We start from the raw sequence: 24,765 nt of genomic DNA, 5'->3' as shown, positions 1-24,765 counted from the left end.
GTCGAGTAACCTCGAACGATCCAGCTTCGGCTGAGACATGCGAAGGCCCCGGAGAAGACTCCGGGGCCTTTTGCTTTGGGGGCTCCCACTTGCCCCCCGACCGCTTCGCGGTCTGTCGCGGCGAGGGGGCGGAGCCTTAGGCGCGAGGCTCTTCCCCCTATGGGGGAAGACGGTCGCGAAGCGATCCGTAGGGGGGCGCCGGCGTGAGCTGCAGCATCCTAGGGCTTAACCTCCACCCTCGGCGCCGTCCGGTCCCGACCGCCCTGGTGCAGCACCAGCGCCGTGGCCGGAGCGTCTCCAGACTGGGTGAAGCTGATCTTGGCGTTGACCGTCTTGGCGAAGAACTCGCCGGGGGCGCTGGCGTAGATCGGTACAGGGCCTTGGTTCGTGCCCTGGCTGATCAACTGCTCGCCCTGGCGAGTGATCGTCAGGGTGAAGGTCGGCGACAGGACATAGTCGCCGACATAGCGGTCGAGGGTCGCGACCGGCAGGGCGATCGCCTTGGGCGGCTGATAGGTTCCGACGCACAGCCCCGCCAGATTGTCGGAGATGCTGCTGGAGGGAGACGCGTTGTAGTTGGCCAGGACGATGGCGACGACGCCGTCCTTGGGGTAGCGCGCGATGCCCGTCGAAAAACCGTTGATCCCGCCGCCGTGGCCGACCCGTGCGTGGCCGTCATCGGTGTCGACCCGCCAGCCGAACCCGTATTCGTGGCCATAGTCGGTAAACATCGCCTGCCGCGAAGCCGGGGTCAGGATCTTGCCGTCGGCCAGGGCCCGGTCCCAGATCAGCAGGTCGCCGGTCGTGGAATAGAGCGAGCCGGCCGCATAGGGCAGGGTCATGTCCAGATAGTCGGCGTTCCTCCAGCCCTCCTTGGAGCCCTGGTAGCCCGAGGCCCGATGGCGCAGGATCACGCCGGAGACGTCGTAGCCGGTATCCTTCATGCCCAGCGGCGTGAAGATGTGCTTGGCCAGGTAGTCGGCGTAGGTTTCGCCCGAGACCTTCTCGATCACATAGCCGAGCAGGATGTAGCCGGTGTTGTCGTAGTTGTACTTCGCGCCCGGCTCGAATTCGAGCGGCAGGTCCCGAGTCAGCTTGACGATCTCCTCGGGGGTCAGCGGCAGCTTGGAGTTCTTCTCGAAGAAGCCGGGCAGGGCGGTGTAGCTGGGGATCCCCGAGGTATGGGTCAGCAGGTGTTTGATCGTCACCTTCGACCAGGCGGCCGGGGCGTCGGCGTAGTATTTCGAGATCGGATCGTCGACCGACAGCTTGCCCTGGTCGACCAGTTGCAGGATCGCCGTGGCGGTGAACTGCTTGGTGATCGAGCCGAGGCGGAACTTGGTGTCGGCGGTGTTGGCCACGTCCCATTCGCGGTTGGCCGCGCCGAAGCTCTCGCGCCACACCGGCGCGCCGTCCTTGGCCACCAGGATCGACCCGCTGAAGCTTTCGGCCTCCAGGTAGGGCCTGATCAGGTCTTGCGCCTGCTTGGCGTAGTCCGGCACGGCGCAAGCCGGCGCGGCGGCCAGGGCGGGAGAGGCGGCCAGCAGGCAGGTCGCGCCGAGCGCTATCGTCAACTTCATCAGTTCGATCCCCTTGTCGGCTGGACGATCGACGTTCGCGCGCCCGGTCGCAATTTAAGGATGCGTAATCCTGGCCTGTGAAGAGGGTTCGGCTCAGGCCGTCGTCACCGGTTCGGCCAGATAGGCGTGGATGGCGGCCACCACCTGGGCGCCTTCGCCGACCGCCGCCGCCACGCGCTTGACCGAACCCGCCCGCACGTCGCCGATCGCGAACACGCCGTGGCGGCTGGTCTGCAGGGACGGATGGCCCGGCGCCAGGTCCTGGCCAGTGCGCACGAAGCCGTGGTTGTCCAGCTCCACCCGACATTCGCTCAGCCAGGTGGTGTTCGGTGCGGCGCCGATGAACAGGAACAGGTGGCTGATCTCGCAGCGACCCTCCTCGCCGGTGTCGAGGTCGCGGTGGCGGATCGCTCGCAGCTGGCCGTCCTCGCCTTCCAGCTCGACGATCGCGTTGCGGGTGACGATCTCGATGTTGGGCAGGCTCTTGATGCGGTCGATCAGGTAGCGCGACATGCTGGCGTCCAGGCTCCTGCCGCGGATCACCAGCCAGACCTTCTTGACCTGGCTGGCCAGGTAGACGGCGGCCTGGCCGGCCGAGTTGCCCGCCCCGACCAGCGCCACCTCCTGGCCCGCGCACAGCTTGGCCTCGAGCGGCGAGGCCCAGTAGTGGACGCTGCTGCCCTCGAACGCGTCGAGATTGGGCACGTCCAGCCGCCGATAGCGGGCGCCGCTGGCGATCACCACGGTCTTGGCCTGGGTGGTCTCGCCGCTGACCAGTTTCAGGTGATAGCCGCTCAGGCCGTCATTGCCGTCGCAGTCCAGGCTGGCCACCTCATCGGGAATGGCCAGGTTGGCGCCGAACTTCTGGGCCTGGTTGTAGGCCCGGGCCATCAGGGCCATGCCGGAGACGCCGGTGGGGAAGCCCAGATAGTTCTCGATCCGCGCCGAGGCCCCGGCCTGGCCGCCGAACGCCCGCGTGTCGAGCACCAGCACCGACAGGCCCTCGGAGGCGGCGTAGACCGCGGTGGCCAGCCCCGCGGGGCCCGCGCCGACCACGGCCACGTCGTAGACGCGGTCCGGATCCAGGTCGCCGACCATGCCGATGCAGCGGGCCAGCTCGGCGTTGGACGGGTGGCGCAGCAGCTGGCCGCCGGGGCAGAGCACGATCGGCAGCTCGGCCTCGTCGACCGAGAACCGCTCGATCAGCACCCTGGCGCAGTCGACGGTGTCGGGGTCCAGATGCTGGTAGGGATGGCCATTGCGACCCAGGAAGCCGGACAGGCGGATGACCACGCTGTCGGCGGCCCGGCCGATGATCACCGGGCCGCCGGCTCCGGTTTCCAGCAGCCCGACCCGGCGCAGGATCAGGGCCCGCATGATCCGCTCGCCCAGCTCGGCCTCGGCGACCAGCACCGCGCGCAGCCGCTCGGGTTTGATCCGCAGCACCTCCAGATCGGTCAAGGCGTGGACGTCGACCAGCGACGGACGGTTCGACAGCTGGGCCAGTTCCCCGATGAAGGCGCCGGGGCCGTGCTCGGCGATCAGGTGGGTCTCCTCCATCGCGTCGCGACGGGTGACCCGGGCGCTGCCCTCCAGCACCACCATAACTCCGGGCGAGACCTCGCCGGCCTTGGCCAGCACGGCGCCGGCCTTGGCGTGGGCGATGTCGCCGAAGCGGCGGATGCGGTCGATCTCCTCCGGCTGAAGGATGGGAAACATCTGGTCGCGGCGGGTGTCGATGATGGCCATGGCCCTAGAGTGCGTCAGGATCGTCGCGCGGTCATCCGCCGTGCGCGACGGATTTTGAATGTTCCTGCCGTCGTGAGCCTCTCCTAAGCATCAGGGTTGGAGATGCGCATGGCCAGGCGGTAGACTTCGGCCATGTCGAAAGCCGCCGCTCAACGCCGTTCCGCCGTCCAATGGCGGGTCGGGGCCGGGTCCGAGACCATCGCCCGCGCCACGCCCCAGGAAGTCGCCGTGGGCCTGTCGTTCGACGGCCGGCCGCACACCGTGCTGATGGCCACGCCCGACGACGTCGCGGACCTGGCGCGAGGCTTCACCCTGACGGAGGCGGTGGCCCGCGCCGAGGATATTCTCGAGATCGAGGTCACCGAAACCGACCTTGGCGTCCTGGCCGACGTCAGGCTCAAGCCCGGGACGCTCCAGCGCAAGGCGCGGCCGCGCACTCTGGAAGGACGGTCCAGCTGCGGCTTGTGCGGCGTGCAGCGCCTGGCCGATGCGGTGCGGCCGTTGCCGCGCCTGGACGGTGGGGCGAAGGTGTCGCACCAGGCCGTGCAGCGGGCGGTCGACGCCCTGGACGACGTCCAGGCCCTGGGCCGCCTGACCCGGGCCACCCACGCGGCGGCGTTCGCGGACGATGAGGGGGCGCTTATCTTGGTCCGCGAGGACGTGGGCCGTCACAACGCGCTGGACAAGTTGGCCGGGGCGATGGCGGGCCAGGGGCGCGACGCATCAGGCGGCTTCGTGCTGGTCACCAGCCGCTGCTCGTTCGAGATGGTCGAGAAGACCGTCCGGATGGGCTGTTCGATCCTGGTGGCGGTCTCGGCGCCCACCGACCTGGCGATCCGCCGCGCCGAGGAGTCGGGCCTGACCCTGGTGGCCCTGGCGCGCGCCGACGGCCATACCGTTTTTGCCCATGCCGAGCGCTTGCTCGACGCCGCGCCGGAGTATGCGTGATGGCCGACCGTAGACCCAATGTCGGCGTGCCCGGCATCCATCGCTACGACAACGCCGCCGGCGGCTGGGGGGCGCTGAAGGCGGTGGCCGGGGCGCTGAGCGACCAGGCCACGGTGATCGAGGGCGGCAAGACCCTGCTGCGCGCCAACCAGCCGGAGGGCTTCGACTGCCCCGGTTGCGCCTGGCCCGATCCCAAGCACACCTCGTCGTTCGAGTTCTGCGAGAACGGGGCCAAGGCGGTGGCCTGGGAGGCGACGTCCAAGCGCGCCACGCCGGAGGTGTTCGCCGCCCACACCGTCACCGAGCTCCTGACCTGGAGCGACCACGCCCTGGAGGACCTGGGCCGGCTGACCCATCCGATGGCCTATGACCAAGCGACGGACCGCTATCTGCCCATCGCCTGGGACGACGCCTTCGCGCGCACGGCCGACGCCCTGCGAACGCTCGACCATCCCGACCAGGCGGAGTTCTACGCCTCGGGCCGGGCCTCGAACGAGGCGGCGTTCCTGTTCCAGCTCCTGGGCCGGCGGGTCGGGACCAACAATTTCCCCGACTGCTCGAACATGTGCCACGAGCCGACCAGCGTCGGCCTGCCGGACTCGATCGGCATGGGCAAGGGCTCGGTGACCCTGGAGGACTTCGATCATGCCGACCTGATCCTCAGCTTCGGCCACAATCCCGGCACCAACCATCCGCGGATGATGACCACCCTGCGCGACGCCTCGCGGCGCGGGGCGACCATCCTGGCTTTCAATCCGCTGAAGGAGCGGGCGCTGGAGAAGTTCGCGGCGCCGCAGGATCCGGTCGAGATGGCGACCCTGTCCTCGACCCCGATCGCCTCGGCCTACTACCAGGTCGCCATCGGTGGCGACGCCCTGGCCGTGCAGGGGATCATGAAGGCTGTGCTGGCCCTGGACGCCGAAAGCCAAGGCACGGTTCTGGACCGCGCCTTCATCGCCGAGCACACCGAGGGCTTCGAGATGGTCAAGGCCGTGGTCGAGGGCCTGACCTGGGACGAGATCGAGGCTGGCTCGGGCCTGTCCCGGGAGCGAATCGAGGAGGCGGCCCGCGCCTATGCCGGCGCCAAGGCCACGATCCTCTGTTACGGTATGGGCCTGACCCAGCACCGGAATTCGTCCAGCACCGTGCAGCAGCTGGTCAACCTGCTGCTGCTGAAGGGCAATATCGGCCGTCCCGGGGCGGGGATCTGCCCGCTGCGAGGCCATTCCAACGTCCAGGGCGACCGGACGGTCGGGATCTGGGAGAAGCCCTCGGCGGCCTTCCTGGACTCCATGGACCGAGTGTTCGCCTTCAAGTCGCCGCGCGACCACGGCCACACGGTGGTCGAGACCATCGCCGCCATGGAGGCGGGCCAGATCCGGGTGTTCGTCGGCCTGGGCGGCAATTTCGCGGTCGCCGCGCCCGACCCCACCCGGACCTTCGCGGCGATACGGAAGGTCGGGCTGAGCGTCCACGTGGCTACCAAGCTGAACCGCACGCACCTGCTGCACGGCGCCGAGAGCCTGCTGCTGCCGTGCCTGGGGCGCACCGAGATCGACGTCCAGGCCGGCGGCCGCCAGGCGGTGACGGTCGAGGACTCCATGTCGATGGTCCACGCCTCGCGCGGGCTGAACGCCCCGGCCTCGGACCAGCTGAAGTCCGAACCCGCCATCATCGCAGGGATCGGGGCGGCGCTGTTCGGCCCGGACGACGTCGTCGACTGGCCGGGCCTAGCCGGCAATTACGACAAGATCCGCGACCTGATCGAGGCGGTCTTTCCCGAAGCCTTCGCTGACTATAACGCCCGTGTGCGCCAGCCGGGCGGCTTCCGCCTGCCGGTCCCGCCGTCCGAGCGGGTCTGGAAGACGCCCAGCGGCAAGGCCCAGTTCCTGGTCCATCGCCACGACGGGCAGGACGCGAGGCGCGGCCAGGCCGACGTCCTGCTGCTGACCACCCTGCGCAGCCACGACCAGTACAATACTACCATCTATGGCCAGAACGACCGCTATCGGGGGGTGTTCGGCCGGCGCGACGTGGTGTTCGCCCATCCCGACGACATCGCCGCGCGAGGGCTGAAGGCCGGCGACCGGATCGACCTCACCGCGGCGTTCGACGACACCGGGCGGCGGGCGGTGCGCGGCTTCACCCTTGTCGAGCGCGACATCCCGCGCGGCTGCCTGGCCGCCTACTATCCCGAAGCCAATGTGCTGGTCGCGCTGGAGGACCACGACCGCCGCAGCGGCACGCCCGCTTACAAGTCGGTTCCCGTGCGGCTGGCGGCCCACGCGGGCTGAGGTCGAGCGGCGCCGCTTCGATTACGGCCTGATCATGACAATCGGGTCATGACCTCGAATTAAGTCGTTTCTCGATAAGGGCGCGGCTAGCCTTCCCTCAACAAACGCTTTGCTTCGAGGGAATACCGATGCGCGCTCTTCTGCTCTTGGCCACCGCGGCCGCCGCCCTGGGCTTCGCCGGAACCGCCGCCGCCGATCCGTCCGTGAAGATCAAGGACGCCGTGGCCCGGGTGGTCGTGGTCCCCGAGGCGCGCGGCGACGTGAAGGTCGAGTTCCTGACCACCAACAAGAGTCTGCCGCTGGACATCCGCAAGAACGGCTCCGACGTGACGGTCGACGGCGGCCTGCGCCGCAACCGCATCAACGGCTGCAACACGGTGATGGGCAAGACCGTGATCCATGTACGCGGCGTCGGCGACGTGAAGTGGGAGGACATCCCGCAGATCGTGGTTCGCGTGCCGATGGACGCCGAGGTCGGGGCCGCCGGCGCGGTGTTCGGCAGCGTCGGCCGCACCGACCACCTGGAGCTCTCCAACGCCGGCTGCGGCGACTGGACCGTGGCCAACGTCAGGGGCAAATTCGAGCTGAATCAGGCCGGCTCGGGCGACACCAAGGCCGGCAGCGCCGGCTCGGCCGAGATCAACATCGCCGGCTCGGGCGACGTGAAGACCCAGGAGATCGGCGGCGACCTGGAGGTCAATATCGCCGGCTCGGGCGGCGTCACCGCCGCCAGCGTCACCGGCAAGCTTGAGGCCAACATCGCCGGCTCCGGCGACGTGACCATCAGCGGCGGCCGCTCGCGCTCGGTCGAAGTCAGCATCATGGGCTCGGGCAACGTCGATTTCGGCGGCGAGGCCGATACGGTCGATGCGCACATCGCCGGCTCTGGCGACGTCCGCATCGCCAAGGTCAACGGCTCGATCCAGAAGTCGGTCGCCGGCTCGGGCCAGGTGATCGTCGGCCGCTAGGAGCCCGGCGCGCTGATCCTCGAGATCCCGGACAGCCTCTGCGAGGCTTCCGGGATGACAATAGTCTGAGTTAATGCTCTTTCTGACCGTTCGCGGCGTGGCCGTGTTCGGATCGAGGGAGCGGCATGAAACTGCAGGTGTTGGCCTTGGCTTGCGCATTGGCGCTGCCCGCTGTTTCGCAAGCCGCGGCCCCCAAGCCGCTCTATCGCGATCCCGTCACCGACGGCGCCGCCGACGTGTCGATCGTGTTCGACAAGGCCCATCGCGAATGGGTGATGTTCTACACCAATCGCCGGGCCACGATGAAGAGCCCCGACCCCAAGGACGTGGCCTGGGTGCACGCCACGCCGATCGGCATGGCGACGTCCAGGGACGGCTTGGCCTGGACCTACAAGGGTGTGGCGAAGATCCCCGCCGCCTGCACCGGCCAGACCCTGTGGGCGCCGGAGCTCTACGCCGAGGGCGGCGTCTACCACATGTGGCTGACGGTGGTGCCCGGCGTCTTCCATCGCTGGGGCGAGGCCGGGGCGACCGCGCGGATCGTCCACCTGACCAGCAAGGACCTGAAGGCCTGGACCTGCGGCGACAGGCTGGACCTGGGCTCGGACCGGGTGATCGACGCCAGCGTGGCCAAGGTCGGCGACCGCTACCGCCTCTGGTACAAGGACGAGCACAGGGGCAGCCGGATCGTGGCGGTCGAAAGCCCTGACCTCGTCCATTGGAAGACGGCCGGCGACAAGCCCGTGGTCGACATGGCCGCCGAGGGACCCAAGGTGTTCCGCTGGAAGGACGCCTGGTGGATGGTCGCCGACGCCTGGAAGGGCCTGATCGTGCTGCGCTCGGACGACGCCGCGACCTGGACCCTGCAACCGACCCGCCTGCTGGAGCAGCCGGGGACCCAGGCCACCGATACCGGCATGGGCCAGCACCCCGACGTGGTGGTCAGCGGGGGCAGGGCGTTCCTCTATTATTTCGTCCACCAGTCCCACGAACCGCAGGCCAAGGCCGACCCCTATTACGGCCAGCGGACGGTCATCCAGGCAGCGGAGCTGAAGGAGGCGGGCGGCGTGCTGTCGGTGGATCGCGAGGCGCCGGTGGAGCAGGGGCTGGTCGCGCCCGCCCGCTGAGGTTCGGCGAACCGCGCTCGCGCATATATATAAAGTGAAACGCCCCGGAGCCGAAGCTCCGGGGCGTTCCGTTGTCCGCTGATCGCGAACGGCGTGCGGGTTAGCGGACGCCGAAGCCGAACAGGGTGTCGGCGTCGATCAGGTCGGCGCCCGAACGGTCGCGGGTCTTCAGGCTGCCGCCGAAGGTGTAGCGGAAGCCGACCTTCACGGCTTCGGCGTTCAGGTCGGCCAGGTCCTTGGACTCGGTGTGGGTGTACTTGCCGAAGGTCGACCAGCCGGTGTTGGCGAACTTGTATTCGCCGCCGACATTGACGTCCCAGATGTCGGCTTCCAGGCCGGCGTCAGCGTCCAGCTTGGAGTAGCCGGCGCCGGCGTCCAGACGGAAGTCGTCCGAGACGAAGTAGCGGGCCTCGCCGCGCACGGCGTACAGGTCAGCGTCCAGGTCGTTCGACTGGCCATAGGCGACCAGGCCGTTCAGGGTGACCTTGTCGAAGTACTTGCTGGCTTCGGCGCCGACGGCCCACAGGGTGTCGTTCGACGGACGCGACAGGGCGGCGAAGCCGCCGACGCGCACGGTGTCGCCGGCGACCAGGGTCGTGGCGTGAGCGGCGGTCGAGGCGACGGTTTCGTCGCTGATGTCGTTGTCGTTGACCGAGACGTTGCCGTTCACGGTGACGGTCCAGGCGCCGGTCGGGATGGCGACATTGCCGTCGACCTTCACCGAGGTGCCGTCGGCGTCGATGCCGGTGGCCTTGACGTCGCCATAGTTCACCGCGGCGCCGATCGAACCGACGTTCTGGGCGAAGGCGGGAGCCGAGACGGCCAGCGCCAGGACGGCGGCGGCGGCGAAGAGTTGGGTCTTCATAGTGGGTAATCCCCTTACTGTGTGGCCTCGATCGGCGGGCGGTCGTTTGGGGAGGGCCGCTCGTCCGTCGAGGAGCGGCGGATCTATGGAGCTTCGCCCAAGGCGGCAAGACCGGTTGGAACGGTCGCTAGAGCATTGATGCAGTTTTATGACACTTGCGCCGACGGCTTAACGTGCCTAACGCGCGCGCTCGCCCATTCATGTTCATGCGCCATAGTTCGAACTTGTTTCACCCGACACTGTTATATTGAAGACTAACTTCCCAAAGACCTCCGGTCGCTGGCCATCAAGCTCTTGCCGGGGGCGACTTGCTCCCTGGGGCGACATGCGACCCGCACACCAGGCCGGAGCCGAGACGCGGTGACGCACGGAGAAGCGGGGTGGGGGAGGGGCGGTGGAAGCCCTTTCGAAACCGGCCCCCGAAGCGCTTGACGAAACCGATTCACACACGTAAAAGCCCCCTTCTGTTGGACCGGCTGTGAGCTTTCGGGCTTAAACGCGGTTCGCGAACGACTGCGGGCGGCGCCTTCTGGGGCGTCGTTTTCAGTCACCGGCCCTAGCGGGTGACCGCCGGGGCCTATTTGTTTTGCGGACGCTGCGTTCGGACCCCTCGCGGGGACCGAGTTGGTCTTTGAAATGGTTCGAGACGCGGGCGCAGCCCACTAGGAAACCGAGCGATATGGATCGTCAGAACATCCGCATCCGGCTCAAGGCCTTCGATCACCGCGTGTTGGATCATTCCACGCGCGAGATCGTCAATACGGCCAAGCGCACAGGTGCGACGGTACGGGGCCCGATCCCCCTGCCCACGCTTATCGAGAAATTCACCGTCAACCGCTCGCCGCACGTCGACAAGAAGTCGCGCGAGCAGTTCGAGATCCGTACGCACAAGCGCGTCCTCGACATCGTTGATCCGACTCCGCAGACCGTGGACGCGCTGATGAAGCTCGACCTGTCGGCCGGCGTCGACGTCGAAATCAAGCTGTAAGGAGGGCCGAACAGATGACTCTCCCCGCTAATCGTACTGGCGTGATCGCCAAGAAGCTGGGCATGACCCGCTTCTTCGATGAAACCGGACAGCACGTCCCGGTCACCGTCCTGTCGCTGGATGGTTGCCAGGTCACGGGCCAGCGCACGGTCGAGAAGGACGGTTACACCGCCCTGCAACTCGGCGCCGGCGCCAAGAAGCCCAAGAACACCTCCAAGGCCCTGCGTGGCCACTTCGCCAAGAACTCGGTCGAGCCCAAGCGGATCGTCGCCGAATTCCGCGTCGAAGAGTCGGCTCTGATCGACGTGGGCGCGGAATTCACCGCCGACCACTATGTCGCCGGTCAGAAGGTGGACATCCAAGGCATCACCGTCGGTAAGGGTTTCGCCGGCGCCATGAAGCGCTGGAACTTCGGCGGTCTGCGCGCCACCCACGGCGTCTCGGTCTCGCACCGTTCGCACGGCTCGACCGGCAACCGCCAGGATCCGGGCCGTACGTTCCCGGGCAAGAAGATGGCCGGTCACCTGGGTCAGGAAACCGTCACCACCCTGAACGTCACCGTTTGGAAAGTGGACGTCGAGCGCGGCCTGATCCTGGTCAAGGGCGCCGTCCCTGGCTCGGAAGGCTCGTACGTCAAGGTTCGCGACGCGATCAAGAAGGCCGCTCCGGCCGACCTGCCGCGTCCGGGCGCCTTCCGCAAGGCTGGCGAGGCTCCGGCCGCCGCCGCTGAAACCCCCGCTGAGGAAGCCCCCGCGGCGACGACCGAAGAGGGCGAAGGCTAATGAAACTCGACGTCATCAAACTGGACGGCGGCAAGGCCGGTTCCGTTGATCTCGACGACGCCATCTTTGGCATCGCCGACATCCGCGGCGACATCCTGCAGCGCGTCGTCACCTGGCAGCTGGCCAAGCGCCGCTCCGGGAACCACAAGATTCAGGTCCGCAACGAGGTCTCTCGTACGGGCAAGAAGATGTACAAGCAAAAGGGCACCGGCTCGGCCCGTCACGGTTCGCGCCGTGCGGCCCAGTTCGTCGGCGGCGCCAAGGCCCACGGCCCTGTCGTCCGTAGCCACGCGTTCGATCTGCCCAAGAAGATCCGCGCCATGGCTCTGCGCCACGCGCTGTCGTCGAAGGCCAAGTCCGGTTCGCTGGTCGTGCTGGACAGCGCCGTTCTGACCGATCCGAAGACGGCCGCTCTGCGCGCCAACTTCGAGAAGATCGGCCTGAAGAACGCGCTGGTCATCGCGGGTCCGGAAGTGGACGGCAACTTCAAGCTCGCCGCCCGCAACATTCCGAACATCGACGTGCTGCCGAACGCCGGCCTGAACGTCTATGACGTGCTGCGTCGCCAAACGCTCGTCCTGACCAAGGACGCGATCGAGGCGATCTCGGCCCGTTTCGCTGAGAAGGAAGCCGCCTGATGGCCGCAACCGCCCGCCACTACGACACGATCCTGTCGCCGGTGATCACCGAGAAGGCCACCCTGCTCAGCGAGCAGAACAAGGTCGTCTTCCGCGTGGCCGCCGATGCGTCGAAGGACGAAATCGCCGCCGCCGTCGAAGAGCTGTTCAAGGTCAAGGTCACCAAGGTCAACACCCTGGTCACCAAGGGCAAGACCAAGCGCTTCCGTGGCATCGTCGGACGCCGCTCCGACGTCAAAAAAGCCATCGTGACCCTGGCCGACGGCCAGTCGATCGACATCACGACGGGGCTCTAAGACATGGCCTTGAAGCACTTTAACCCGACCAGCCCCGGCCAGCGCGGCCTGGTGCTGATCGACCGCAGCGAGCTCCACAAGGGCCGCCCGGAAAAGAAGCTGGTCGAAGGTCTGACCAAGTCGGGCGGTCGCGGCGGCAACGGCCGCATCGCGGTCCGCTTCCGCGGCGGCGGCGCCAAGCGCCTCTACCGCCTGGTCGACTTCAAGCGTCGTAAGCAAGGCACGGCCACGGTCGTCCGCCTTGAGTACGATCCCAACCGGACCGCCTTCATCGCCCTGATCAAGTATCAGGACGGCGAGCTGGCCTACATCCTGGCCCCGCAACGCCTGAAGGCCGGCGACGAAGTCGTCACCGCCGACAAGGTCGACGTGAAGCCGGGCAACGCCTCGCCGCTGCGCACCCTGCCGATCGGCACGATCATCCACAACGTCGAGCTGAAGCCCGCCAAGGGTGGTCAGATCGCGCGTTCGGCTGGCGCCTACGCCCAGCTGGTGGGTCGTGACGCCGGCTACGCCCAGATCCGCCTGAACTCGGGCGAGCTGCGCATGGTGCTGGACAGCTGCATGGCCACCGTCGGCGCCGTGTCGAACCCGGACCACATGAACGAAAACCTCGGCAAGGCCGGGCGCGTTCGTCACATGGGCCGTCGTCCTCACGTCCGCGGCGTCGCCATGAACCCGGTCGACCACCCCCACGGCGGTGGTGAAGGCCGCACCTCGGGCGGCCGTCACCCGGTGACCCCGGCTGGTAAGCCGACCAAGGGCGCCAAGACCCGCGTCAACAAGGCCACGGATAAGTTCATCATCCGTTCGCGCCACAAAGCGAAAAAGGGCCGCTAAGCCATGACCCGCTCCGTCTGGAAAGGCCCGTTCGTCGACGGGTACCTCCTGAAGAAGGCCGACGCCGCTCTCGCGTCGGGCCGCAAGGACGTCATCAAGACCTGGTCGCGCCGCTCGACCATCATGCCGCAGTTCGTCGGCCTGGTGTTCGGCGTGCACAACGGTCAAAAGCACGTTCCCGTCTCCGTGTCGGAAGACATGGTCGGCATGAAGTTCGGTGAGTTCGCGCCCACCCGGAACTTCCCCGGCCACGCCGCCGACAAGAAGGCGAAGAGGAAGTAGGCCATGAGCCAAGCTAAACAACCTCGCCGCCTGCCGGCCAATGAAGCGATGTGCAAGGTTCGCACCTTGCGCACCAGCGCCCGCAAGCTGAACCTGGTCGCTCAGTCCATCCGTGGCCTGAACGTCCAGCGCGCTCTGAACGAGCTCGAATTCAGCCACAAGCGTATCGCTCAGGACGTCCGCAAGGCGCTGTACTCGGCCATCTCCAACGCCGAGAACAACCACAACCTCGACATCGACTCGCTGGTCGTCGCCGAGGCCTATGTGGGCAAGAACCTGGTGATGAAGCGCTTCTCGCCGCGTGCTCGCGGTCGGGCCACGCGCGTTGAAAAGCCGTTCTCCGAGATCACCATCGTGGTCCGCGAACTGGGTGAGGCCGCCTGATGGGTCAGAAAGTCAATCCGGTCGGGCTGCGGCTCGGCGTCAACCGTACCTGGGACAGCCGTTGGTTCGCCGACGGCGAGCAGTACGGCAAGCTCCTGCACCAGGACCTCGCGGTCCGTGCGATGCTGAAGAAGCGCCTGTATCAAGCCGGCGTCTCGCGCATCATCATCGAGCGTCCCCACAAGAAGTGCCGCGTCACGATCTATGCCGCCCGTCCGGGCGTCATCATCGGCAAGAAGGGCGCTGACATCGACAAGCTCCGCAAGGACCTGTCGGTGATGACGGAAGGCGAGGTTCACCTGAACATCGTCGAGATCCGCAAGCCCGAAACCGATGCGCAGCTGGTGGCCGAGTCCATCGCCCAGCAGCTCGAGCGTCGTATCGCGTTCCGTCGCGCCATGAAGCGGTCGATCCAATCGGCCGTCCGTCTCGGCGCCAAGGGCATCCGCATCAACGTGTCGGGCCGCCTCGGCGGCGCGGAAATCGCGCGGATGGAATGGTATCGCGAAGGTCGCGTGCCGCTCCACACCCTGCGGGCCGACATCGACTATGGTTTCGCGGAAGCCAAGACCACCTACGGCATCATCGGCGTGAAGACCTGGATCTTCAAAGGCGAAGTGCTGGAGCATGACCCGATGGCGCTCGACAAGCGTCTGGCCACTGAATCCGGTCCCGCCGGCGAAGGTGGCGGACGCGAGCGCGGCGATCGTCCCGACCGGGGCGACCGCGGCCGTCGCGATCGGGGCTAAGGATAGAGCGCTATGCTGTCACCGAAAAAAACCAAGTATCGCAAGCAGTTCAAGGGCCGTATCCACGGCACCTCGAAGGGCGGCACCCTGCTGAACTTCGGTTCGTACGGCCTGAAGGCCGTCGAGCCGGAGCGCATCACGGCTCGCCAGATCGAAGCTGCTCGTCGCGCCATCACCCGCCAGATGAAGCGTCAAGGCCGCGTCTGGATCCGTATCTTCCCGGACGTGCCGGTCACCGGCAAGCCGGCTGAAGTGCGGATGGGTAAGGGCAAGGGCGCCGTGGACCACTGGGCCGCTCGCGTGGCTCCGGGCCGCATCATGTTCGAAATCGACGGCGTGCCGGACGATATCGCGCGCGAAGCCCTGCGCCTTGGCGCCGCCAAGCTGCCGATCCGTACCCGCGTCGTCACCCGCATCGACGCTGGTGCGGCTCTGGAGGCCGAAGCGGCATGACCAAGATCCAAGACATCCGGGGCATGACTCCCGACCAACTCGCCGAGCAGCTGCTCAACCTGAAGAAGGAGCAGTTCAACCTGCGCTTCCAGGCGGCGACCGGTCAGGTGGAAAAGACCCACCGCGTCGGCGAGATCCGCAAGGAAATCGCCCGCATCAAGACCGTGCTGCGCGCCAAGGCCGCGGCTTAAGGAGAACGATATGCCCAAGCGTATCCTCGAAGGGGTTGTCGTCTCCGATAAGGGCGACAAGACCGTAGTGGTCAAGGTTGAACGGACCATCGTTCACCCGCTGCTGAAGAAGATCGTGCGTCGGTCCAAGAAGTACCACGCGCATGATGAGAGCAATGCGTACAAGGCGGGCGAAGTGGCCCGTATCATCGAGTGCGCTCCGAAGTCCAAGCTGAAGACCTGGGAAGTCCTTCCCAAGGCTTCGGCTTAATCTGGAAGGTTTGAACCATGATCCAGATGCAAACTAACCTGGAAGTCGCCGACAACTCCGGCGCTCGCCGGGTCATGTGCATCAAGGTGCTGGGTGGCGCAGGTCGTCGCTACGCCAGCGTCGGTGACGTGATCGTCGTGTCCGTGAAGGAAGCCATTCCGCGCGGCCGCGTGAAGAAGGGCGACGTGCTCCGCGCCGTCGTCGTTCGCGTGAACCAAGGCATGAAGCGTAAGGACGGGTCGCTGATCCGTTTCGACAAGAACGCCGCGGTCATCGTCAACAAGCAGAGCGAGCCGGTCGGCACGCGGATCTTCGGCCCGGTTCCCCGTGAACTGCGCGCCAAGAACCACATGAAGATCATCTCCCTCGCCCCCGAGGTGCTGTAATGGCTGCCAAGATTAAGAAGGGCGACCGCGTTGTCGTCCTGGCCGGCAAGGACAAGGGCAAGCAAGGCGCCGTGACCCAGGTTCTCCCCAAGGAGAACCGCGTCCTGGTGCAAGGCGTGAACCTGGTTCAACGCCACACCAAGGCCACCCAGGCTGATCCGCAAGGCGGCATCAAGAGCAAGGAAGCGACCCTGCACGTCTCGAACGTGGCTCTGGTCGATTCCAACGGCAAGCCCACCCGCGTCGGCTTCAAGATCGAAGGCGACAAGAAGGTGCGCGTCGCCAAGACGACGGGCGAGGTGATCAATGGTTGATCAAGCTTACGAGCCGCGACTGAAGTCCGAATATCGCGCGCGCATCCGCGCCGCGATGAAGGAGCAGTTCGGCTACACCAACGAAATGCAGATCCCCAAGCTGGACAAGATCGTCCTGAACATGGGCATCGGCGAGGCCGTGGCCGACTCCAAGAAGGCCCAGACCGCGCTGAAGGATCTGATGGCCATCGCTGGCCAGAAGCCGGTCGCCACGAAGGCCCGCAAGTCGATCGCCGGCTTCAAGCTGCGCGAAGGCATGGTGGTCGGCGCCAAGGTGACCCTCCGCAAGGACCGGATGTACGAATTCCTCGACCGCCTGGTCACGATCGCGCTGCCGCGCGTGAAGGACTTCCGCGGCCTGAACGGCAAGAGCTTCGACGGCCGTGGCAACTACGCCATGGGCCTGAAGGAGCACCTGGTGTTCCCGGAAATCAACTATGACCAGATCGAACAGATCTGGGGCATGGACATCATCGTCTGCACCACTGCGAAGACCGACCAGGAAGCCAAGGCTCTCCTGAAGGAATTCCAGTTCCCGTTCACCAATTAAGAGCGGGCAGGGAAACACACCATGGCCAAGAAAAGCGCCGTTAACCGTAATCTCGCGGTCAAGGCCCTCGTCAAGCAATACGCCGACAAGCGCGCCGCGCTGAAGGCGATCGCCAACGACGAAAGCCTGCCGCTGGAAGAACGCTTCGAAGCCCGCCTGAAGCTCGCGAAGCTTCCGCGCAGCTCGTCGGCTGTTCGCATTCGCAACCGCTGCGAAGTGACCGGCCGCCCGCGCGCCTACTATCGCAAGCTGAAGATGAGCCGGATTGCTCTGCGCGAACTGGGTTCGCAAGGGCAGATCCCCGGCCTCGTCAAGTCGAGCTGGTGAGGACGATCAGATGTCGATGAACGATCCCCTGAGCGATATGATCGCTCGCATCAAGAACGCCGCCACGCGCAAGCGCGCCAAGGTCGCGACGCCGGCTTCCAAGCTGCGCGCCCGCGTCCTGGACGTGCTGGCCGACGAAGGCTACATCCGCGGCTACTCGCTGGTCGAGAAGCCCGGCGCGTTCCCCGAATTCGAGATCGAGCTCAAGTATTTTGACGGTGAGCCCGTGATCGCCGAGATCAGCCGCGTGTCCAAGCCTGGCCGTCGCGTCTATTCGTCGATCAAGGACCTGAAGCCGATCAAGAACGGCCTGGGCATCTCGATCCTTTCGACGCCGAAGGGCGTCATGTCGGACTCCGCCGCACGCGACGCTAATGTCGGTGGCGAAGTCCTCTGCCGCGTCTACTAGGCGCGGGAGGGAAAGAGCATGTCACGTATCGGTAAGAAGGCCGTCTCGATCCCCAAGGGCGTCACCCTGACGCTCGAAGGCCAGACGGTGTCGGTGAAGGGGCCCAAGGGCCAACTCTCCTGGACGGTTCCGGAAGAAATCGAGATCAAGGTCGAAGGCGAAGAGCTGACCCTGGTCCCGCGGAACGAATCCACCCGCGCCAAGTCGATGTGGGGTCTGTCCCGCACGCTGGTCGCCAACATGGTGCACGGCGTCACCACGGGCTTCGAGGAAACCCTCGAGCTGGTGGGCGTTGGTTACCGCGCCGCGATGAAGGGCACCGCGCTCTCCATCCAGCTCGGTTTCTCCCACGACGTGGACGTCGAGGCTCCGGCCGGCGTCACCTTCGCGGTGCCCAAGCAGACCGAAATCAAGATCGCCGGCGCTGACAAGCAGGCGGTTGGCGAGATTGCCGCGAAGATCCGCCGCATTCGTCCGCCGGAGCCCTACAAGGGCAAGGGCGTGCGGTATGCTGGCGAGAAGGTTCGCCGCAAGGAAGGCAAGAAGAAGTAAGCCATGGCGCTCTCACCTCGCGAATCCGCCGTGCGTCGTGCCCAACGCACCCGCACCCGCCTCAAGGCCCTGTCCAACGGTCGTCCGCGCCTGTCGGTCTTCCGTTCGTCCAAGAACATCTACGCCCAGGTCATCGATGATGAACGCGGCGTGACCCTGGCTTCGGCCTCCACCCTCGAGGGTGAAGGTTCGGCCAAGGGCGCGGACAAGGACGCGGCCGCTCTGGTCGGCAAGCTCGTCGCCGAGCGCGCCATCGAAAAGGGCGTCAAGGACGTCGTCTTCGATCGCGGCGGCTACATCTTCCACGGACGGGTGAAAGCCCTGGCCGACGCCGCGCGCGAAGCCGGCCTGAACTTCTAAGGGAAACATCATGGCTCGTGGTGACCAACAGCGCGGTGAAGGCGGCCAACGCCGGGACCGTCGCGACCGCAACGCCCCCGAGGAGCGGGTCGACAGCGACATCGTCGAAAAGCTCGTCCACATCAACCGCGTCGCCGCCACCGTTAAGGGCGGCCGTCGCTTCAGCTTCGCCGCTCTGATGGTCGTCGGCGACCAGAAGGGCCGCGTCGGCTACGGTCATGGCAAGGCGCGTGAAGTGCCGGAAGCCATCCGCAAGGCGACCGAAGAAGCCAAGAAGACCATGGTCCGCGTCCCGCTCCGCGAGTCGCGCACCCTGCACCACGACGGCTACGGCCGTTGGGGCGCTGGCAAGGTCATGATGCGCGCCGCCCCTCCCGGCACGGGCGTCATCGCCGGTGGTCCGATGCGCGCGGTTCTCGAAACCCTGGGCGTCCAGGACGTCGTGGCCAAGTCGACGGGGTCTTCGAACCCGTACAACATGGTTCGCGCCACGTTCGAGGCCCTGAAGGTTCAATCGTCGCCTCGCCAGATCGCCGCCAAGCGCGGCAAGAAGGTTGGCGACATTCTCGGCCGCCGCGCCGACGGAGCCTCGGCTCCGGACGCCATCGAGGGCTAAGACATGGCTACGCAAACCAAGACCGTGAAGGTTCGCCAGACCGGCAGCCCGATCCGCCGCAACGCCGTCCAGCGCGCCACGCTCGCTGGCCTGGGTCTCAACAAGCTGGGCCGCGAGTCCGAGCTGGAAGACACCCCCTCGGTGCGCGGCATGATCCGCAAGGTCCAGCACCTGCTGGAAATCGTCGAGTAGGTCTGCTACGAGACGTCGAAATCGCCACCCCGGTGAAAGCCGGGGTGGTTTTCGTTTTGAGTTTCTTTGTTTTCCAAAGCCGAGTCTGGCCGCTGGCCAGGCGCAGATCTCCAAGGAGAGGCACACATGACCAAGCTGAATGAACTGGCTCCGGCGCCCGGCTCGACCAAGGGCCGCATGCGCATCGGCCGCGGCCCAGGTTCGGGCAAGGGCAAGACCGGTGGTCGCGGCGTGAAGGGCCAGAAGGCGCGCTCGGGCGTCGCCATCGCCGGCTTCGAAGGCGGCCAGATGCCGCTGCACATGCGCATGCCCAAGCGCGGCTTCAACAACCCCTTCCGCCTGGAGTTCGCCGAAGTGAACCTGTGGCGCCTGGAGCAGGCCGTGGCCGCCGGCAAGTTCAAGGCCGGCGCCGAGCTGGCCCCCGCTGACCTGGTCGCCGCCGGCGTGATCCGCCGCGAACTGGACGGCGTGAAGCTGCTGGGCAAGGGCGAGATCAAGACCGCCCTGAAGCTGACCGTCTATTCGGCGACCGAAGCGGCCATCAAGGCCGTGGAAGCCGCCGGCGGTTCGGTGACCGTGACCAAGAAGGCCAAGGCGCAAGCCGAAGCCTAAAGCCATAGTGTCATCCCGGAGGGCGCCCCTGGCGCCGTCGCCGGGATCGCGGACAGGGCAGGGGAGACCTTGCCAGGACCGCCGTTCCCATCGGGATGACAGAATAATGAGGCTCGCCGTGACATCGCGGCGAGCCTCACCTATGTACGGCTCCGTACTCGGGCTTGATCCGGCCCCGGCGATTCACCGCCATCCGGATCCGGCTCGGATTTATGCTTGGAGCGCGACCAAGGCCGCGGACGCGGCGCGCGCTCTCGACGTGGGGATTTGAATGGCCTCGGCCGCCGAACAACTCGCAGCCAACATGAACTTCGGGTCCTTCCAGAAGGCCACCGAACTTCACAAGCGCATCTGGTTCACGCTCATCGCCCTGATCGTCTACCGGCTCGGCACCTATGTGCCGATCCCGGGGATCAATCCGGAAGCCTTCGCCGCCGCGTTCTCGCAGCAGTCGAAGGGCATCCTGGGCATGTTCAACATGTTCTCGGGCGGCGCCGTGCAGCGCATGGCCGTGTTTTCGCTGAACGTGATGCCCTACATCAGCGCCTCGATCATCGTGCAACTGATGGGCTCGGTGTATCCGCCGTGGGAGAAGCTGAAGAAGGAAGGCGGCGAAGCCGGCCGCAAGACCCTCAACCAGTACACCCGCTACCTGGCGGTCATCCTGGCCATCGTGCAGTCGTTCTCGATCGCCGTGGGCCTGCAGAGCCAGCCCAACATGATCGTCGGCGGCATCGCCCCGGTGTTCTTCATCATCTCGACCGTCGTCGCTCTGACGGGCGGCACCCTGTTCCTGATGTGGCTGGGCGAGCAGATCACCAGCCGGGGCGTCGGCAACGGCGTGTCGCTGATCATCTTCGCCGGCATCGTGGCCGCCCTGCCGCTGGGCGTGGTGCAGATGTTCACCCAGGTGCAGACCGGCGCGATGTCGGGTTTCGCCCTGTTCGCCGTGGCCGTGCTGGCCGTGGCCGTGATCTTCTTCATCGTCTTCATCGAGCGCTCGCAGCGCCGGTTGCTGGTGCACTATCCCAAGCGCCAGCAAGGCAATCGGATGATCGGCGGCGACACCTCGTTCATCCCGCTGAAGCTGAACACCGCCGGCGTCATCCCGCCGATCTTCGCCTCCAGCCTGCTGCTGCTGCCGACCACCGCCATGGGCTTCCTGGCGACGGCCAACCTGCCCAACTGGCTGCAATGGCTGCCGACCGTGGTCGGCGCCCTGCAGCACGGCCAACCGCTGTTCATGGTGCTCTACGCGACCCTGATCATCTTCTTCTCGTTCTTCTACACCTCGGTCGTGTTCAATCCCGACGAGACGGCCGAAAACCTGCGCAAGTACGGCGGCTTCATGCCGGGCATCCGGCCAGGCAAGCGGACGGCGGAATATCTGGACTACGTCCTGACCCGCCTGACGGTGATCGGTGCGGCCTACATCACCGCCGTCTGCATCCTGCCCGAACTGCTGATGAGCAGCATGGGCCCGACCAAGTTCGCCCTGGGCGGCACCTCGATCCTGATCGTGGTGACGGTGACCATGGACACCGTCGCGCAGATCCAGTCCCACCTGCTGGCGCACCAGTACGAGGGCCTGATCAAGAAGTCGAAGCTGCGCGGCGGCAAGGGACGCTAAACCCCTTTGCGCGCGACGGAAGGCCAGAATGCGGAAGCCGGTTTGTCACAAACCGGCTTCCGTTTTTATCGAACCCACTCTAGGTCTGAGCGGGGCGCGGGCGTTAGACTCGCGGAAACGCAGGAAGCGCATTGATGAACTTGATCCTGTTCGGTCCGCCCGGCGCGGGGAAGGGCACCCAGGCCAAGCGTCTGGTCGAGCAGCGGGGCATGGTCCAGCTGTCGACCGGCGACATGCTCCGCGCCGCCATCGCCTCGGGTTCCGAGCTCGGCCAGAAGGTGAAGGGCGTGCTGGATCGCGGCGACCTGGTCACCGACGAGATCGTCATCGCCCTGATCGAGGATCGCCTGGCCGAGGCCGAGGCGGTCGGCGGCGCCATCTTCGACGGCTTCCCGCGCACGGTGGCCCAGGCTCAGGCCCTGGACTCCATGCTGGCCAAGCGAGGGCAGAAGATCGACTCCGTTCTCCGACTCAAGGTAGACGAACCCGCCCTGATCGAACGGATCACCAAGCGATACGCCGAGCAGGGACGGTCGGACGACAATCCCGAAACCTTCGTGAACCGCCTGGATCGCTACAACGCCGACACCGCGCCGCTGCTGCCGTACTACCGGGAGCAGGGCAAGCTGTCGGAGGTCGACGGCATGGGAACCGTGGAAGCGGTGGCCAGCTCTATCGACGCCGCGCTTTCGGTCGTGGCTTAAGACTTCGTTGGAATCCTCTCGATCGAGCGGATTCCGCCATTGACGGACGCGCAACTATCCCTATAACGGGGCGCTTCCGCGAAAGGGCGCGATCTGTGCGCGCCGGACTGGGTCGAAAGACCGGGCCGGGCGCGCCGTTCGCGTCTTTAGTGCGTGACTAGGAGAACATTAGACGTGGCCCGTATTGCAGGCGTCAACATCCCGACGAACAAGCGCGTTTTGATCGCGCTTCAGTACATTCATGGCATTGGCCAGAAGTCCGCTCGTGACATCGTCACGAAGGTGGGCATCGATGACGCCCGCCGGGTCAATCAGCTGACCGACGCCGAAGTGCTCGCGATCCGTGAAACGATCGACAAGGACTTCACCGTCGAAGGCGACCTGCGCCGCGAAAATTCGATGAACATCAAGCGCCTGATGGACCTGGCCTGCTATCGCGGCCTGCGTCACCGTAAGGGCCTGCCGGTCCGCGGTCAGCGCACGCACACGAATGCTCGTACCCGCAAGGGTCCGGCCAAGCCGATCGCCGGCAAGAAGAAATAAGGTAGCCTGACGATGGCCAAGGAACCGGCTCGCGTTAAAAAGCGCGAACGCAAGAACATCACCTCGGGCGTGGCGCACGTGAACGCCTCGTTCAACAACACCATGATCACCATCACCGACGCCCAGGGGAACACCATCTCCTGGTCGAGCGCCGGCATGATGGGCTTCAAGGGCTCGCGCAAGTCGACCCCGTACGCCGCTCAGATGGCTGCGGAAGACGCGGGCAAGAAGGCCGCCGAGCACGGTGTGAAGACCCTTGAGGTCAACGTGTCGGGTCCGGGTTCGGGCCGTGAGTCGGCCCTGCGCGCCCTCCAGGCCGCCGGCATGACCATCACGACCATCCGCGACGTGACGCCGATCCCGCACAACGGTTGCCGTCCGCCCAAGCGTCGTCGCGTCTAGTACTTTTTAGACCCAATTCTCCTTCGCCGGCTGCGCCAAACGCGGCCGGCGAGCCGCGTTCAAGGGATCGACCACGTGATCGAAAGAAACTGGAACGAGCTGATCCGTCCTGAGAAGCCGCAAATCGAGACTGGCGCCGACGCGACCCGCAAGGCTCGCATCGTGGCTGAGCCGCTCGAACGCGGCTTCGGTGTGACGCTCGGCAACGCTCTCCGCCGCGTCCTGCTCTCCTCGCTTCAGGGCGCCGCCGTCACCGCCATCCAGATCGATGGCGTCGTACACGAATTCTCCTCGCTCGAAGGCGTCCGCGAAGACGTCGTCGACATCGTTCTGAACATCAAGCAACTGGCTGTGCGCATGCACGCCGAAGGCCCCAAGCGCATGACCCTGCGCGCCACGGGCCCCGGCCCGGTCACCGCGGGTCAGATCGAAACCCCGGCCGACATCGAGATCCTGAACCCCGACCACGTGCTGTGCACGCTGGACGACGGCGCCTCGGTGCGCATGGAGTTCACGGTCAACACGGGCAAGGGCTACGTGCCGGCCGACCGCAACCGCCCGGAAGACGCCCCGATTGGCCTGATCTCGGTCGACGCCCTGTACTCGCCGGTCAAGCGCGTCGCCTATCGCGTCGAGCCGACCCGCCAGGGCCAGTCGCTGGACTATGACAAGCTGATCCTGGAAGTGGAAACCAACGGCGCGGTCACGCCGGTGGACGCGGTTGCCTACGCCGCCCGCATCCTGCAAGACCAGCTGCAGATCTTCATCACCTTCGAAGAGCCTAAGGCCAAGACCGCCGACGAGGCCAAGCCGGAACTGCCGTTCAACCCGGCCCTGCTGAAGAAGGTGGACGAACTGGAACTGTCGGTCCGCTCGGCCAACTGCCTGAAGAACGACAACATCGTCTATATCGGCGACCTGATCCAGAAGACCGAAGCCGAGATGCTGCGCACCCCGAACTTCGGCCGCAAGTCCTTGAACGAGATCAAGGAAGTGCTGGCCGGCATGGGCCTGCACCTGGGCATGGACGTGCCGAACTGGCCGCCGGAAAACATCGAAGACCTGGCCAAGAAGTTCGAAGACCAGATCTAAACGTACTGAGTACCGCGCTTAATCCGGGCCGCTCTCTTGCAGGGCGGCCTGGGCCTTTTGAAGCCGCAACAGCGGTGGAGGGCCCCGGCGCTTCGTTCTGAACCCGGCCGGGACGCCGCCGGGATTGGTGACAATCCGCGCTTTTCTTCGCGCGACAGCGGGCCCCGGCCCAGGAGACACTACAATGCGTCACGGTAAGGCTCACCGTAAACTCGGTCGCACGTCCGCTCACCGCACCGCCATGTTCGCCAACATGTCGGCCTCGCTGATCAAGCACGAGCAGATCGTCACCACCCTGCCCAAGGCCAAGGAACTGCGTCCGTTCGTCGAAAAGCTGGTCACCCTGGCCAAGCGCGGCGACCTGCACGCCCGTCGTCAGGCCATCTCGACCGTCCGCGACGTCGAGCAAGTCGGCAAGCTGTTCGCCACCATCGGTCCCCGCTACAAGGACCGTCAGGGCGGCTACATCCGCGTCCTGAAGGCCGGCTTCCGCTACGGCGACAACGCCCCGCTGGCCGTCATCGAGTTCGTCGACCGCGACGTCTCGGCCAAGGGCAAGGACTCCGGTCCGGTGTTCACCGCCGACTCGGAAGACTAAGGATTTTCAGCCTCGGCTGACGAAAGGGGCCCCGGAGTGATCCGGGGCCCTTTTTGCGTCCGGCGACCCGGCGGCGGGTGCGGCGATACACCGC

At 66.2% G+C, this 24,765-nt stretch carries 34 protein-coding genes and 1 pseudogene; 32 read left to right on the top strand and 3 right to left on the bottom strand.

The annotated features are described in order from the left end of the window. Positions 1-218: 218 nt before the first annotated feature. Positions 219-1,580 carry a serine hydrolase gene (locus tag G3M57_RS16320; RefSeq protein ID WP_163231735.1) on the bottom strand — a complete coding sequence of 454 codons (1,362 nt, stop codon included), beginning with the start codon at positions 1,578-1,580 and terminating at the stop codon, positions 219-221. A gap of 93 nt (positions 1,581-1,673) precedes the next feature. Further along, the gene (locus G3M57_RS16315) at positions 1,674-3,329 is read right to left on the bottom strand and encodes an FAD-dependent oxidoreductase (RefSeq protein ID WP_163231733.1); all 1,656 of its coding nucleotides are present in this window, start codon (positions 3,327-3,329) and stop codon (positions 1,674-1,676) included. A 132-nt stretch (positions 3,330-3,461) separates the two neighbouring features. Here G3M57_RS16315 and fdhD point away from each other — a divergent pair, with 132 nt between their 5' ends. The 4 genes from fdhD to G3M57_RS16295 all read left to right on the top strand — a co-directional run bounded on the left by fdhD (position 3,462) and on the right by G3M57_RS16295 (position 8,666). Then, positions 3,462-4,277, top strand: coding sequence for a formate dehydrogenase accessory sulfurtransferase FdhD (gene fdhD, locus G3M57_RS16310; RefSeq protein WP_056759353.1), 816 nt, complete (start codon positions 3,462-3,464; stop codon positions 4,275-4,277). Next, positions 4,277-6,571, top strand: a complete 2,295-nt coding sequence (locus G3M57_RS16305) for an FdhF/YdeP family oxidoreductase (RefSeq protein WP_163231731.1) — start codon at positions 4,277-4,279, stop codon at positions 6,569-6,571. The genes fdhD and G3M57_RS16305 overlap by 1 nt, the downstream gene beginning before the upstream one ends. Positions 6,572-6,699: 128 nt before the next feature. Beyond that, the gene (locus G3M57_RS16300) at positions 6,700-7,539 is read left to right on the top strand and encodes a GIN domain-containing protein (RefSeq protein ID WP_056759350.1); all 840 of its coding nucleotides are present in this window, start codon (positions 6,700-6,702) and stop codon (positions 7,537-7,539) included. Between the two features lie 125 nt (positions 7,540-7,664). Continuing rightward, on the top strand, positions 7,665-8,666 hold the full coding sequence (locus G3M57_RS16295; RefSeq protein ID WP_200945271.1) for a glycoside hydrolase family protein: 1,002 nt from the start codon (positions 7,665-7,667) through the stop codon (positions 8,664-8,666). A gap of 100 nt (positions 8,667-8,766) precedes the next feature. On the opposite strand, the gene G3M57_RS16290 is transcribed toward G3M57_RS16295, so the two are convergent. Continuing rightward, the gene (locus G3M57_RS16290) at positions 8,767-9,531 is read right to left on the bottom strand and encodes a TonB-dependent receptor (RefSeq protein ID WP_056759347.1); all 765 of its coding nucleotides are present in this window, start codon (positions 9,529-9,531) and stop codon (positions 8,767-8,769) included. 573 nt (positions 9,532-10,104) lie between these two features. Here G3M57_RS16290 and G3M57_RS27535 point away from each other — a divergent pair. From G3M57_RS27535 to rplQ, 28 genes and pseudogenes are all read left to right on the top strand, one after another. Further along, a pseudogene (locus G3M57_RS27535) lies at positions 10,105-10,197 on the top strand (hypothetical protein); the annotation flags it as partial. A gap of 13 nt (positions 10,198-10,210) precedes the next feature. Further along, entirely contained in the window at positions 10,211-10,519 is a 309-nt protein-coding gene (gene rpsJ / locus G3M57_RS16285; protein WP_004616952.1) for a 30S ribosomal protein S10, read from the top strand. Between the two features lie 14 nt (positions 10,520-10,533). Beyond that, positions 10,534-11,301 (top strand): 50S ribosomal protein L3, encoded by a 768-nt coding sequence (rplC, locus tag G3M57_RS16280; protein WP_056759345.1) that lies wholly within the window; start codon positions 10,534-10,536, stop codon positions 11,299-11,301. Continuing rightward, on the top strand, positions 11,301-11,939 hold the full coding sequence (gene rplD / locus G3M57_RS16275) for a 50S ribosomal protein L4 (RefSeq protein ID WP_056759343.1): 639 nt from the start codon (positions 11,301-11,303) through the stop codon (positions 11,937-11,939). Before rplC ends, rplD begins: the two co-directional genes overlap by 1 nt. Then, on the top strand, positions 11,939-12,235 hold the full coding sequence (locus tag G3M57_RS16270; RefSeq protein WP_029912290.1) for a 50S ribosomal protein L23: 297 nt from the start codon (positions 11,939-11,941) through the stop codon (positions 12,233-12,235). The genes rplD and G3M57_RS16270 overlap by 1 nt, the downstream gene beginning before the upstream one ends. A gap of 3 nt (positions 12,236-12,238) precedes the next feature. Continuing rightward, positions 12,239-13,075, top strand: a complete 837-nt coding sequence (gene rplB, locus G3M57_RS16265) for a 50S ribosomal protein L2 (protein ID WP_028041110.1) — start codon at positions 12,239-12,241, stop codon at positions 13,073-13,075. Positions 13,076-13,078: 3 nt separating this feature from the next. After that, entirely contained in the window at positions 13,079-13,357 is a 279-nt protein-coding gene (rpsS, locus tag G3M57_RS16260; RefSeq protein ID WP_012285669.1) for a 30S ribosomal protein S19, read from the top strand. Between the two features lie 3 nt (positions 13,358-13,360). Continuing rightward, complete coding sequence (gene rplV / locus G3M57_RS16255) at positions 13,361-13,741, top strand: 50S ribosomal protein L22 (RefSeq protein ID WP_012285670.1); 381 nt, start codon at positions 13,361-13,363, stop codon at positions 13,739-13,741. Beyond that, positions 13,741-14,490, top strand: coding sequence for a 30S ribosomal protein S3 (rpsC, locus tag G3M57_RS16250; RefSeq protein WP_028041108.1), 750 nt, complete (start codon positions 13,741-13,743; stop codon positions 14,488-14,490). The genes rplV and rpsC overlap by 1 nt, the downstream gene beginning before the upstream one ends. A gap of 12 nt (positions 14,491-14,502) precedes the next feature. Continuing rightward, positions 14,503-14,943, top strand: a complete 441-nt coding sequence (gene rplP / locus G3M57_RS16245; protein WP_012285672.1) for a 50S ribosomal protein L16 — start codon at positions 14,503-14,505, stop codon at positions 14,941-14,943. Then, on the top strand, positions 14,940-15,134 hold the full coding sequence (gene rpmC, locus G3M57_RS16240) for a 50S ribosomal protein L29 (RefSeq protein WP_012285673.1): 195 nt from the start codon (positions 14,940-14,942) through the stop codon (positions 15,132-15,134). The genes rplP and rpmC overlap by 4 nt, the downstream gene beginning before the upstream one ends. Before the next feature lie 10 nt (positions 15,135-15,144). Beyond that, positions 15,145-15,384: a 30S ribosomal protein S17 gene (rpsQ, locus tag G3M57_RS16235; protein ID WP_035080025.1), complete on the top strand. Its 240-nt coding sequence runs from the start codon at positions 15,145-15,147 to the stop codon at positions 15,382-15,384. A gap of 17 nt (positions 15,385-15,401) precedes the next feature. Continuing rightward, positions 15,402-15,770, top strand: coding sequence for a 50S ribosomal protein L14 (rplN, locus tag G3M57_RS16230; RefSeq protein WP_007662742.1), 369 nt, complete (start codon positions 15,402-15,404; stop codon positions 15,768-15,770). After that, positions 15,770-16,084 (top strand): 50S ribosomal protein L24, encoded by a 315-nt coding sequence (gene rplX / locus G3M57_RS16225; protein WP_056759341.1) that lies wholly within the window; start codon positions 15,770-15,772, stop codon positions 16,082-16,084. The genes rplN and rplX overlap by 1 nt, the downstream gene beginning before the upstream one ends. Further along, positions 16,077-16,634, top strand: coding sequence for a 50S ribosomal protein L5 (gene rplE, locus G3M57_RS16220; protein WP_035080021.1), 558 nt, complete (start codon positions 16,077-16,079; stop codon positions 16,632-16,634). The genes rplX and rplE overlap by 8 nt, the downstream gene beginning before the upstream one ends. A gap of 21 nt (positions 16,635-16,655) precedes the next feature. After that, on the top strand, positions 16,656-16,961 hold the full coding sequence (rpsN, locus tag G3M57_RS16215; protein WP_018061186.1) for a 30S ribosomal protein S14: 306 nt from the start codon (positions 16,656-16,658) through the stop codon (positions 16,959-16,961). 10 nt (positions 16,962-16,971) lie between these two features. Further along, positions 16,972-17,370, top strand: coding sequence for a 30S ribosomal protein S8 (gene rpsH / locus G3M57_RS16210; RefSeq protein WP_007662733.1), 399 nt, complete (start codon positions 16,972-16,974; stop codon positions 17,368-17,370). A gap of 18 nt (positions 17,371-17,388) precedes the next feature. Next, positions 17,389-17,922, top strand: coding sequence for a 50S ribosomal protein L6 (gene rplF, locus G3M57_RS16205; RefSeq protein WP_018061187.1), 534 nt, complete (start codon positions 17,389-17,391; stop codon positions 17,920-17,922). A gap of 3 nt (positions 17,923-17,925) precedes the next feature. Beyond that, a complete protein-coding gene (gene rplR, locus G3M57_RS16200; RefSeq protein ID WP_028041103.1) occupies positions 17,926-18,282 on the top strand; it encodes a 50S ribosomal protein L18 in 357 nt (118 codons plus the stop codon). A gap of 10 nt (positions 18,283-18,292) precedes the next feature. Continuing rightward, on the top strand, positions 18,293-18,898 hold the full coding sequence (gene rpsE, locus G3M57_RS16195; RefSeq protein WP_018113050.1) for a 30S ribosomal protein S5: 606 nt from the start codon (positions 18,293-18,295) through the stop codon (positions 18,896-18,898). 3 nt (positions 18,899-18,901) lie between these two features. Further along, a complete protein-coding gene (gene rpmD, locus G3M57_RS16190; protein WP_028041101.1) occupies positions 18,902-19,090 on the top strand; it encodes a 50S ribosomal protein L30 in 189 nt (62 codons plus the stop codon). Positions 19,091-19,216: 126 nt separating this feature from the next. Further along, complete coding sequence (gene rplO, locus G3M57_RS16185; RefSeq protein ID WP_056759339.1) at positions 19,217-19,702, top strand: 50S ribosomal protein L15; 486 nt, start codon at positions 19,217-19,219, stop codon at positions 19,700-19,702. Between the two features lie 271 nt (positions 19,703-19,973). Then, positions 19,974-21,332 (top strand): preprotein translocase subunit SecY, encoded by a 1,359-nt coding sequence (gene secY / locus G3M57_RS16180; RefSeq protein WP_056759337.1) that lies wholly within the window; start codon positions 19,974-19,976, stop codon positions 21,330-21,332. Between the two features lie 134 nt (positions 21,333-21,466). Beyond that, a complete protein-coding gene (locus G3M57_RS16175; protein WP_056759334.1) occupies positions 21,467-22,036 on the top strand; it encodes an adenylate kinase in 570 nt (189 codons plus the stop codon). A gap of 174 nt (positions 22,037-22,210) precedes the next feature. After that, positions 22,211-22,579, top strand: coding sequence for a 30S ribosomal protein S13 (rpsM, locus tag G3M57_RS16170; RefSeq protein WP_012285684.1), 369 nt, complete (start codon positions 22,211-22,213; stop codon positions 22,577-22,579). Positions 22,580-22,591: 12 nt separating this feature from the next. After that, positions 22,592-22,981 (top strand): 30S ribosomal protein S11, encoded by a 390-nt coding sequence (gene rpsK, locus G3M57_RS16165; protein WP_018112960.1) that lies wholly within the window; start codon positions 22,592-22,594, stop codon positions 22,979-22,981. 75 nt (positions 22,982-23,056) lie between these two features. Beyond that, the gene (locus G3M57_RS16160; RefSeq protein ID WP_056759332.1) at positions 23,057-24,073 is read left to right on the top strand and encodes a DNA-directed RNA polymerase subunit alpha; all 1,017 of its coding nucleotides are present in this window, start codon (positions 23,057-23,059) and stop codon (positions 24,071-24,073) included. Positions 24,074-24,257: 184 nt separating this feature from the next. Next, on the top strand, positions 24,258-24,671 hold the full coding sequence (gene rplQ, locus G3M57_RS16155) for a 50S ribosomal protein L17 (protein ID WP_026176397.1): 414 nt from the start codon (positions 24,258-24,260) through the stop codon (positions 24,669-24,671). Positions 24,672-24,765: the final 94 nt, after the last annotated feature.

Source organism: Caulobacter rhizosphaerae (assembly GCF_010977555.1).
GTDB classification, from domain to species: domain Bacteria; phylum Pseudomonadota; class Alphaproteobacteria; order Caulobacterales; family Caulobacteraceae; genus Caulobacter; species Caulobacter rhizosphaerae.
This window is presented reverse-complemented; position numbering and strand designations above follow the sequence as displayed.

Bases quoted from the DNA above. Each gene is read 5' to 3' on its own strand.
- G3M57_RS16295 (WP_200945271.1), top strand. From the start codon at position 7,665: ATGAAACTGCAGGTGTTGGCCTTGGCTTGCGCATTGGCGCTGCCCGCT.
- rplF (WP_018061187.1), top strand. From the start codon at position 17,389: ATGTCACGTATCGGTAAGAAGGCCGTCTCGATCCCCAAGGGCGTCACC.
- G3M57_RS16315 (WP_163231733.1), bottom strand. From the start codon at position 3,329: ATGGCCATCATCGACACCCGCCGCGACCAGATGTTTCCCATCCTTCAG.
- rplN (WP_007662742.1), top strand. From the start codon at position 15,402: ATGATCCAGATGCAAACTAACCTGGAAGTCGCCGACAACTCCGGCGCT.
- rplD (WP_056759343.1), top strand. From the start codon at position 11,301: ATGAAACTCGACGTCATCAAACTGGACGGCGGCAAGGCCGGTTCCGTT.
- rpsQ (WP_035080025.1), top strand. From the start codon at position 15,145: ATGCCCAAGCGTATCCTCGAAGGGGTTGTCGTCTCCGATAAGGGCGAC.
- rplV (WP_012285670.1), top strand. From the start codon at position 13,361: ATGAGCCAAGCTAAACAACCTCGCCGCCTGCCGGCCAATGAAGCGATG.
- G3M57_RS16290 (WP_056759347.1), bottom strand. From the start codon at position 9,531: ATGAAGACCCAACTCTTCGCCGCCGCCGCCGTCCTGGCGCTGGCCGTC.
- G3M57_RS16300 (WP_056759350.1), top strand. From the start codon at position 6,700: ATGCGCGCTCTTCTGCTCTTGGCCACCGCGGCCGCCGCCCTGGGCTTC.
- rplB (WP_028041110.1), top strand. From the start codon at position 12,239: ATGGCCTTGAAGCACTTTAACCCGACCAGCCCCGGCCAGCGCGGCCTG.
- rpsH (WP_007662733.1), top strand. From the start codon at position 16,972: ATGTCGATGAACGATCCCCTGAGCGATATGATCGCTCGCATCAAGAAC.
- rplX (WP_056759341.1), top strand. From the start codon at position 15,770: ATGGCTGCCAAGATTAAGAAGGGCGACCGCGTTGTCGTCCTGGCCGGC.
- G3M57_RS16175 (WP_056759334.1), top strand. From the start codon at position 21,467: ATGAACTTGATCCTGTTCGGTCCGCCCGGCGCGGGGAAGGGCACCCAG.
- rplO (WP_056759339.1), top strand. From the start codon at position 19,217: ATGACCAAGCTGAATGAACTGGCTCCGGCGCCCGGCTCGACCAAGGGC.
- rplR (WP_028041103.1), top strand. From the start codon at position 17,926: ATGGCGCTCTCACCTCGCGAATCCGCCGTGCGTCGTGCCCAACGCACC.
- rpsC (WP_028041108.1), top strand. From the start codon at position 13,741: ATGGGTCAGAAAGTCAATCCGGTCGGGCTGCGGCTCGGCGTCAACCGT.
- rplE (WP_035080021.1), top strand. From the start codon at position 16,077: ATGGTTGATCAAGCTTACGAGCCGCGACTGAAGTCCGAATATCGCGCG.
- rplQ (WP_026176397.1), top strand. From the start codon at position 24,258: ATGCGTCACGGTAAGGCTCACCGTAAACTCGGTCGCACGTCCGCTCAC.
- rpmD (WP_028041101.1), top strand. From the start codon at position 18,902: ATGGCTACGCAAACCAAGACCGTGAAGGTTCGCCAGACCGGCAGCCCG.
- secY (WP_056759337.1), top strand. From the start codon at position 19,974: ATGGCCTCGGCCGCCGAACAACTCGCAGCCAACATGAACTTCGGGTCC.
- rpsE (WP_018113050.1), top strand. From the start codon at position 18,293: ATGGCTCGTGGTGACCAACAGCGCGGTGAAGGCGGCCAACGCCGGGAC.
- rpmC (WP_012285673.1), top strand. From the start codon at position 14,940: ATGACCAAGATCCAAGACATCCGGGGCATGACTCCCGACCAACTCGCC.
- fdhD (WP_056759353.1), top strand. From the start codon at position 3,462: ATGTCGAAAGCCGCCGCTCAACGCCGTTCCGCCGTCCAATGGCGGGTC.
- G3M57_RS16305 (WP_163231731.1), top strand. From the start codon at position 4,277: ATGGCCGACCGTAGACCCAATGTCGGCGTGCCCGGCATCCATCGCTAC.
- rplC (WP_056759345.1), top strand. From the start codon at position 10,534: ATGACTCTCCCCGCTAATCGTACTGGCGTGATCGCCAAGAAGCTGGGC.
- rpsS (WP_012285669.1), top strand. From the start codon at position 13,079: ATGACCCGCTCCGTCTGGAAAGGCCCGTTCGTCGACGGGTACCTCCTG.
- rpsN (WP_018061186.1), top strand. From the start codon at position 16,656: ATGGCCAAGAAAAGCGCCGTTAACCGTAATCTCGCGGTCAAGGCCCTC.
- rplP (WP_012285672.1), top strand. From the start codon at position 14,503: ATGCTGTCACCGAAAAAAACCAAGTATCGCAAGCAGTTCAAGGGCCGT.
- G3M57_RS16270 (WP_029912290.1), top strand. From the start codon at position 11,939: ATGGCCGCAACCGCCCGCCACTACGACACGATCCTGTCGCCGGTGATC.
- G3M57_RS16320 (WP_163231735.1), bottom strand. From the start codon at position 1,580: ATGAAGTTGACGATAGCGCTCGGCGCGACCTGCCTGCTGGCCGCCTCT.
- rpsK (WP_018112960.1), top strand. From the start codon at position 22,592: ATGGCCAAGGAACCGGCTCGCGTTAAAAAGCGCGAACGCAAGAACATC.
- rpsJ (WP_004616952.1), top strand. From the start codon at position 10,211: ATGGATCGTCAGAACATCCGCATCCGGCTCAAGGCCTTCGATCACCGC.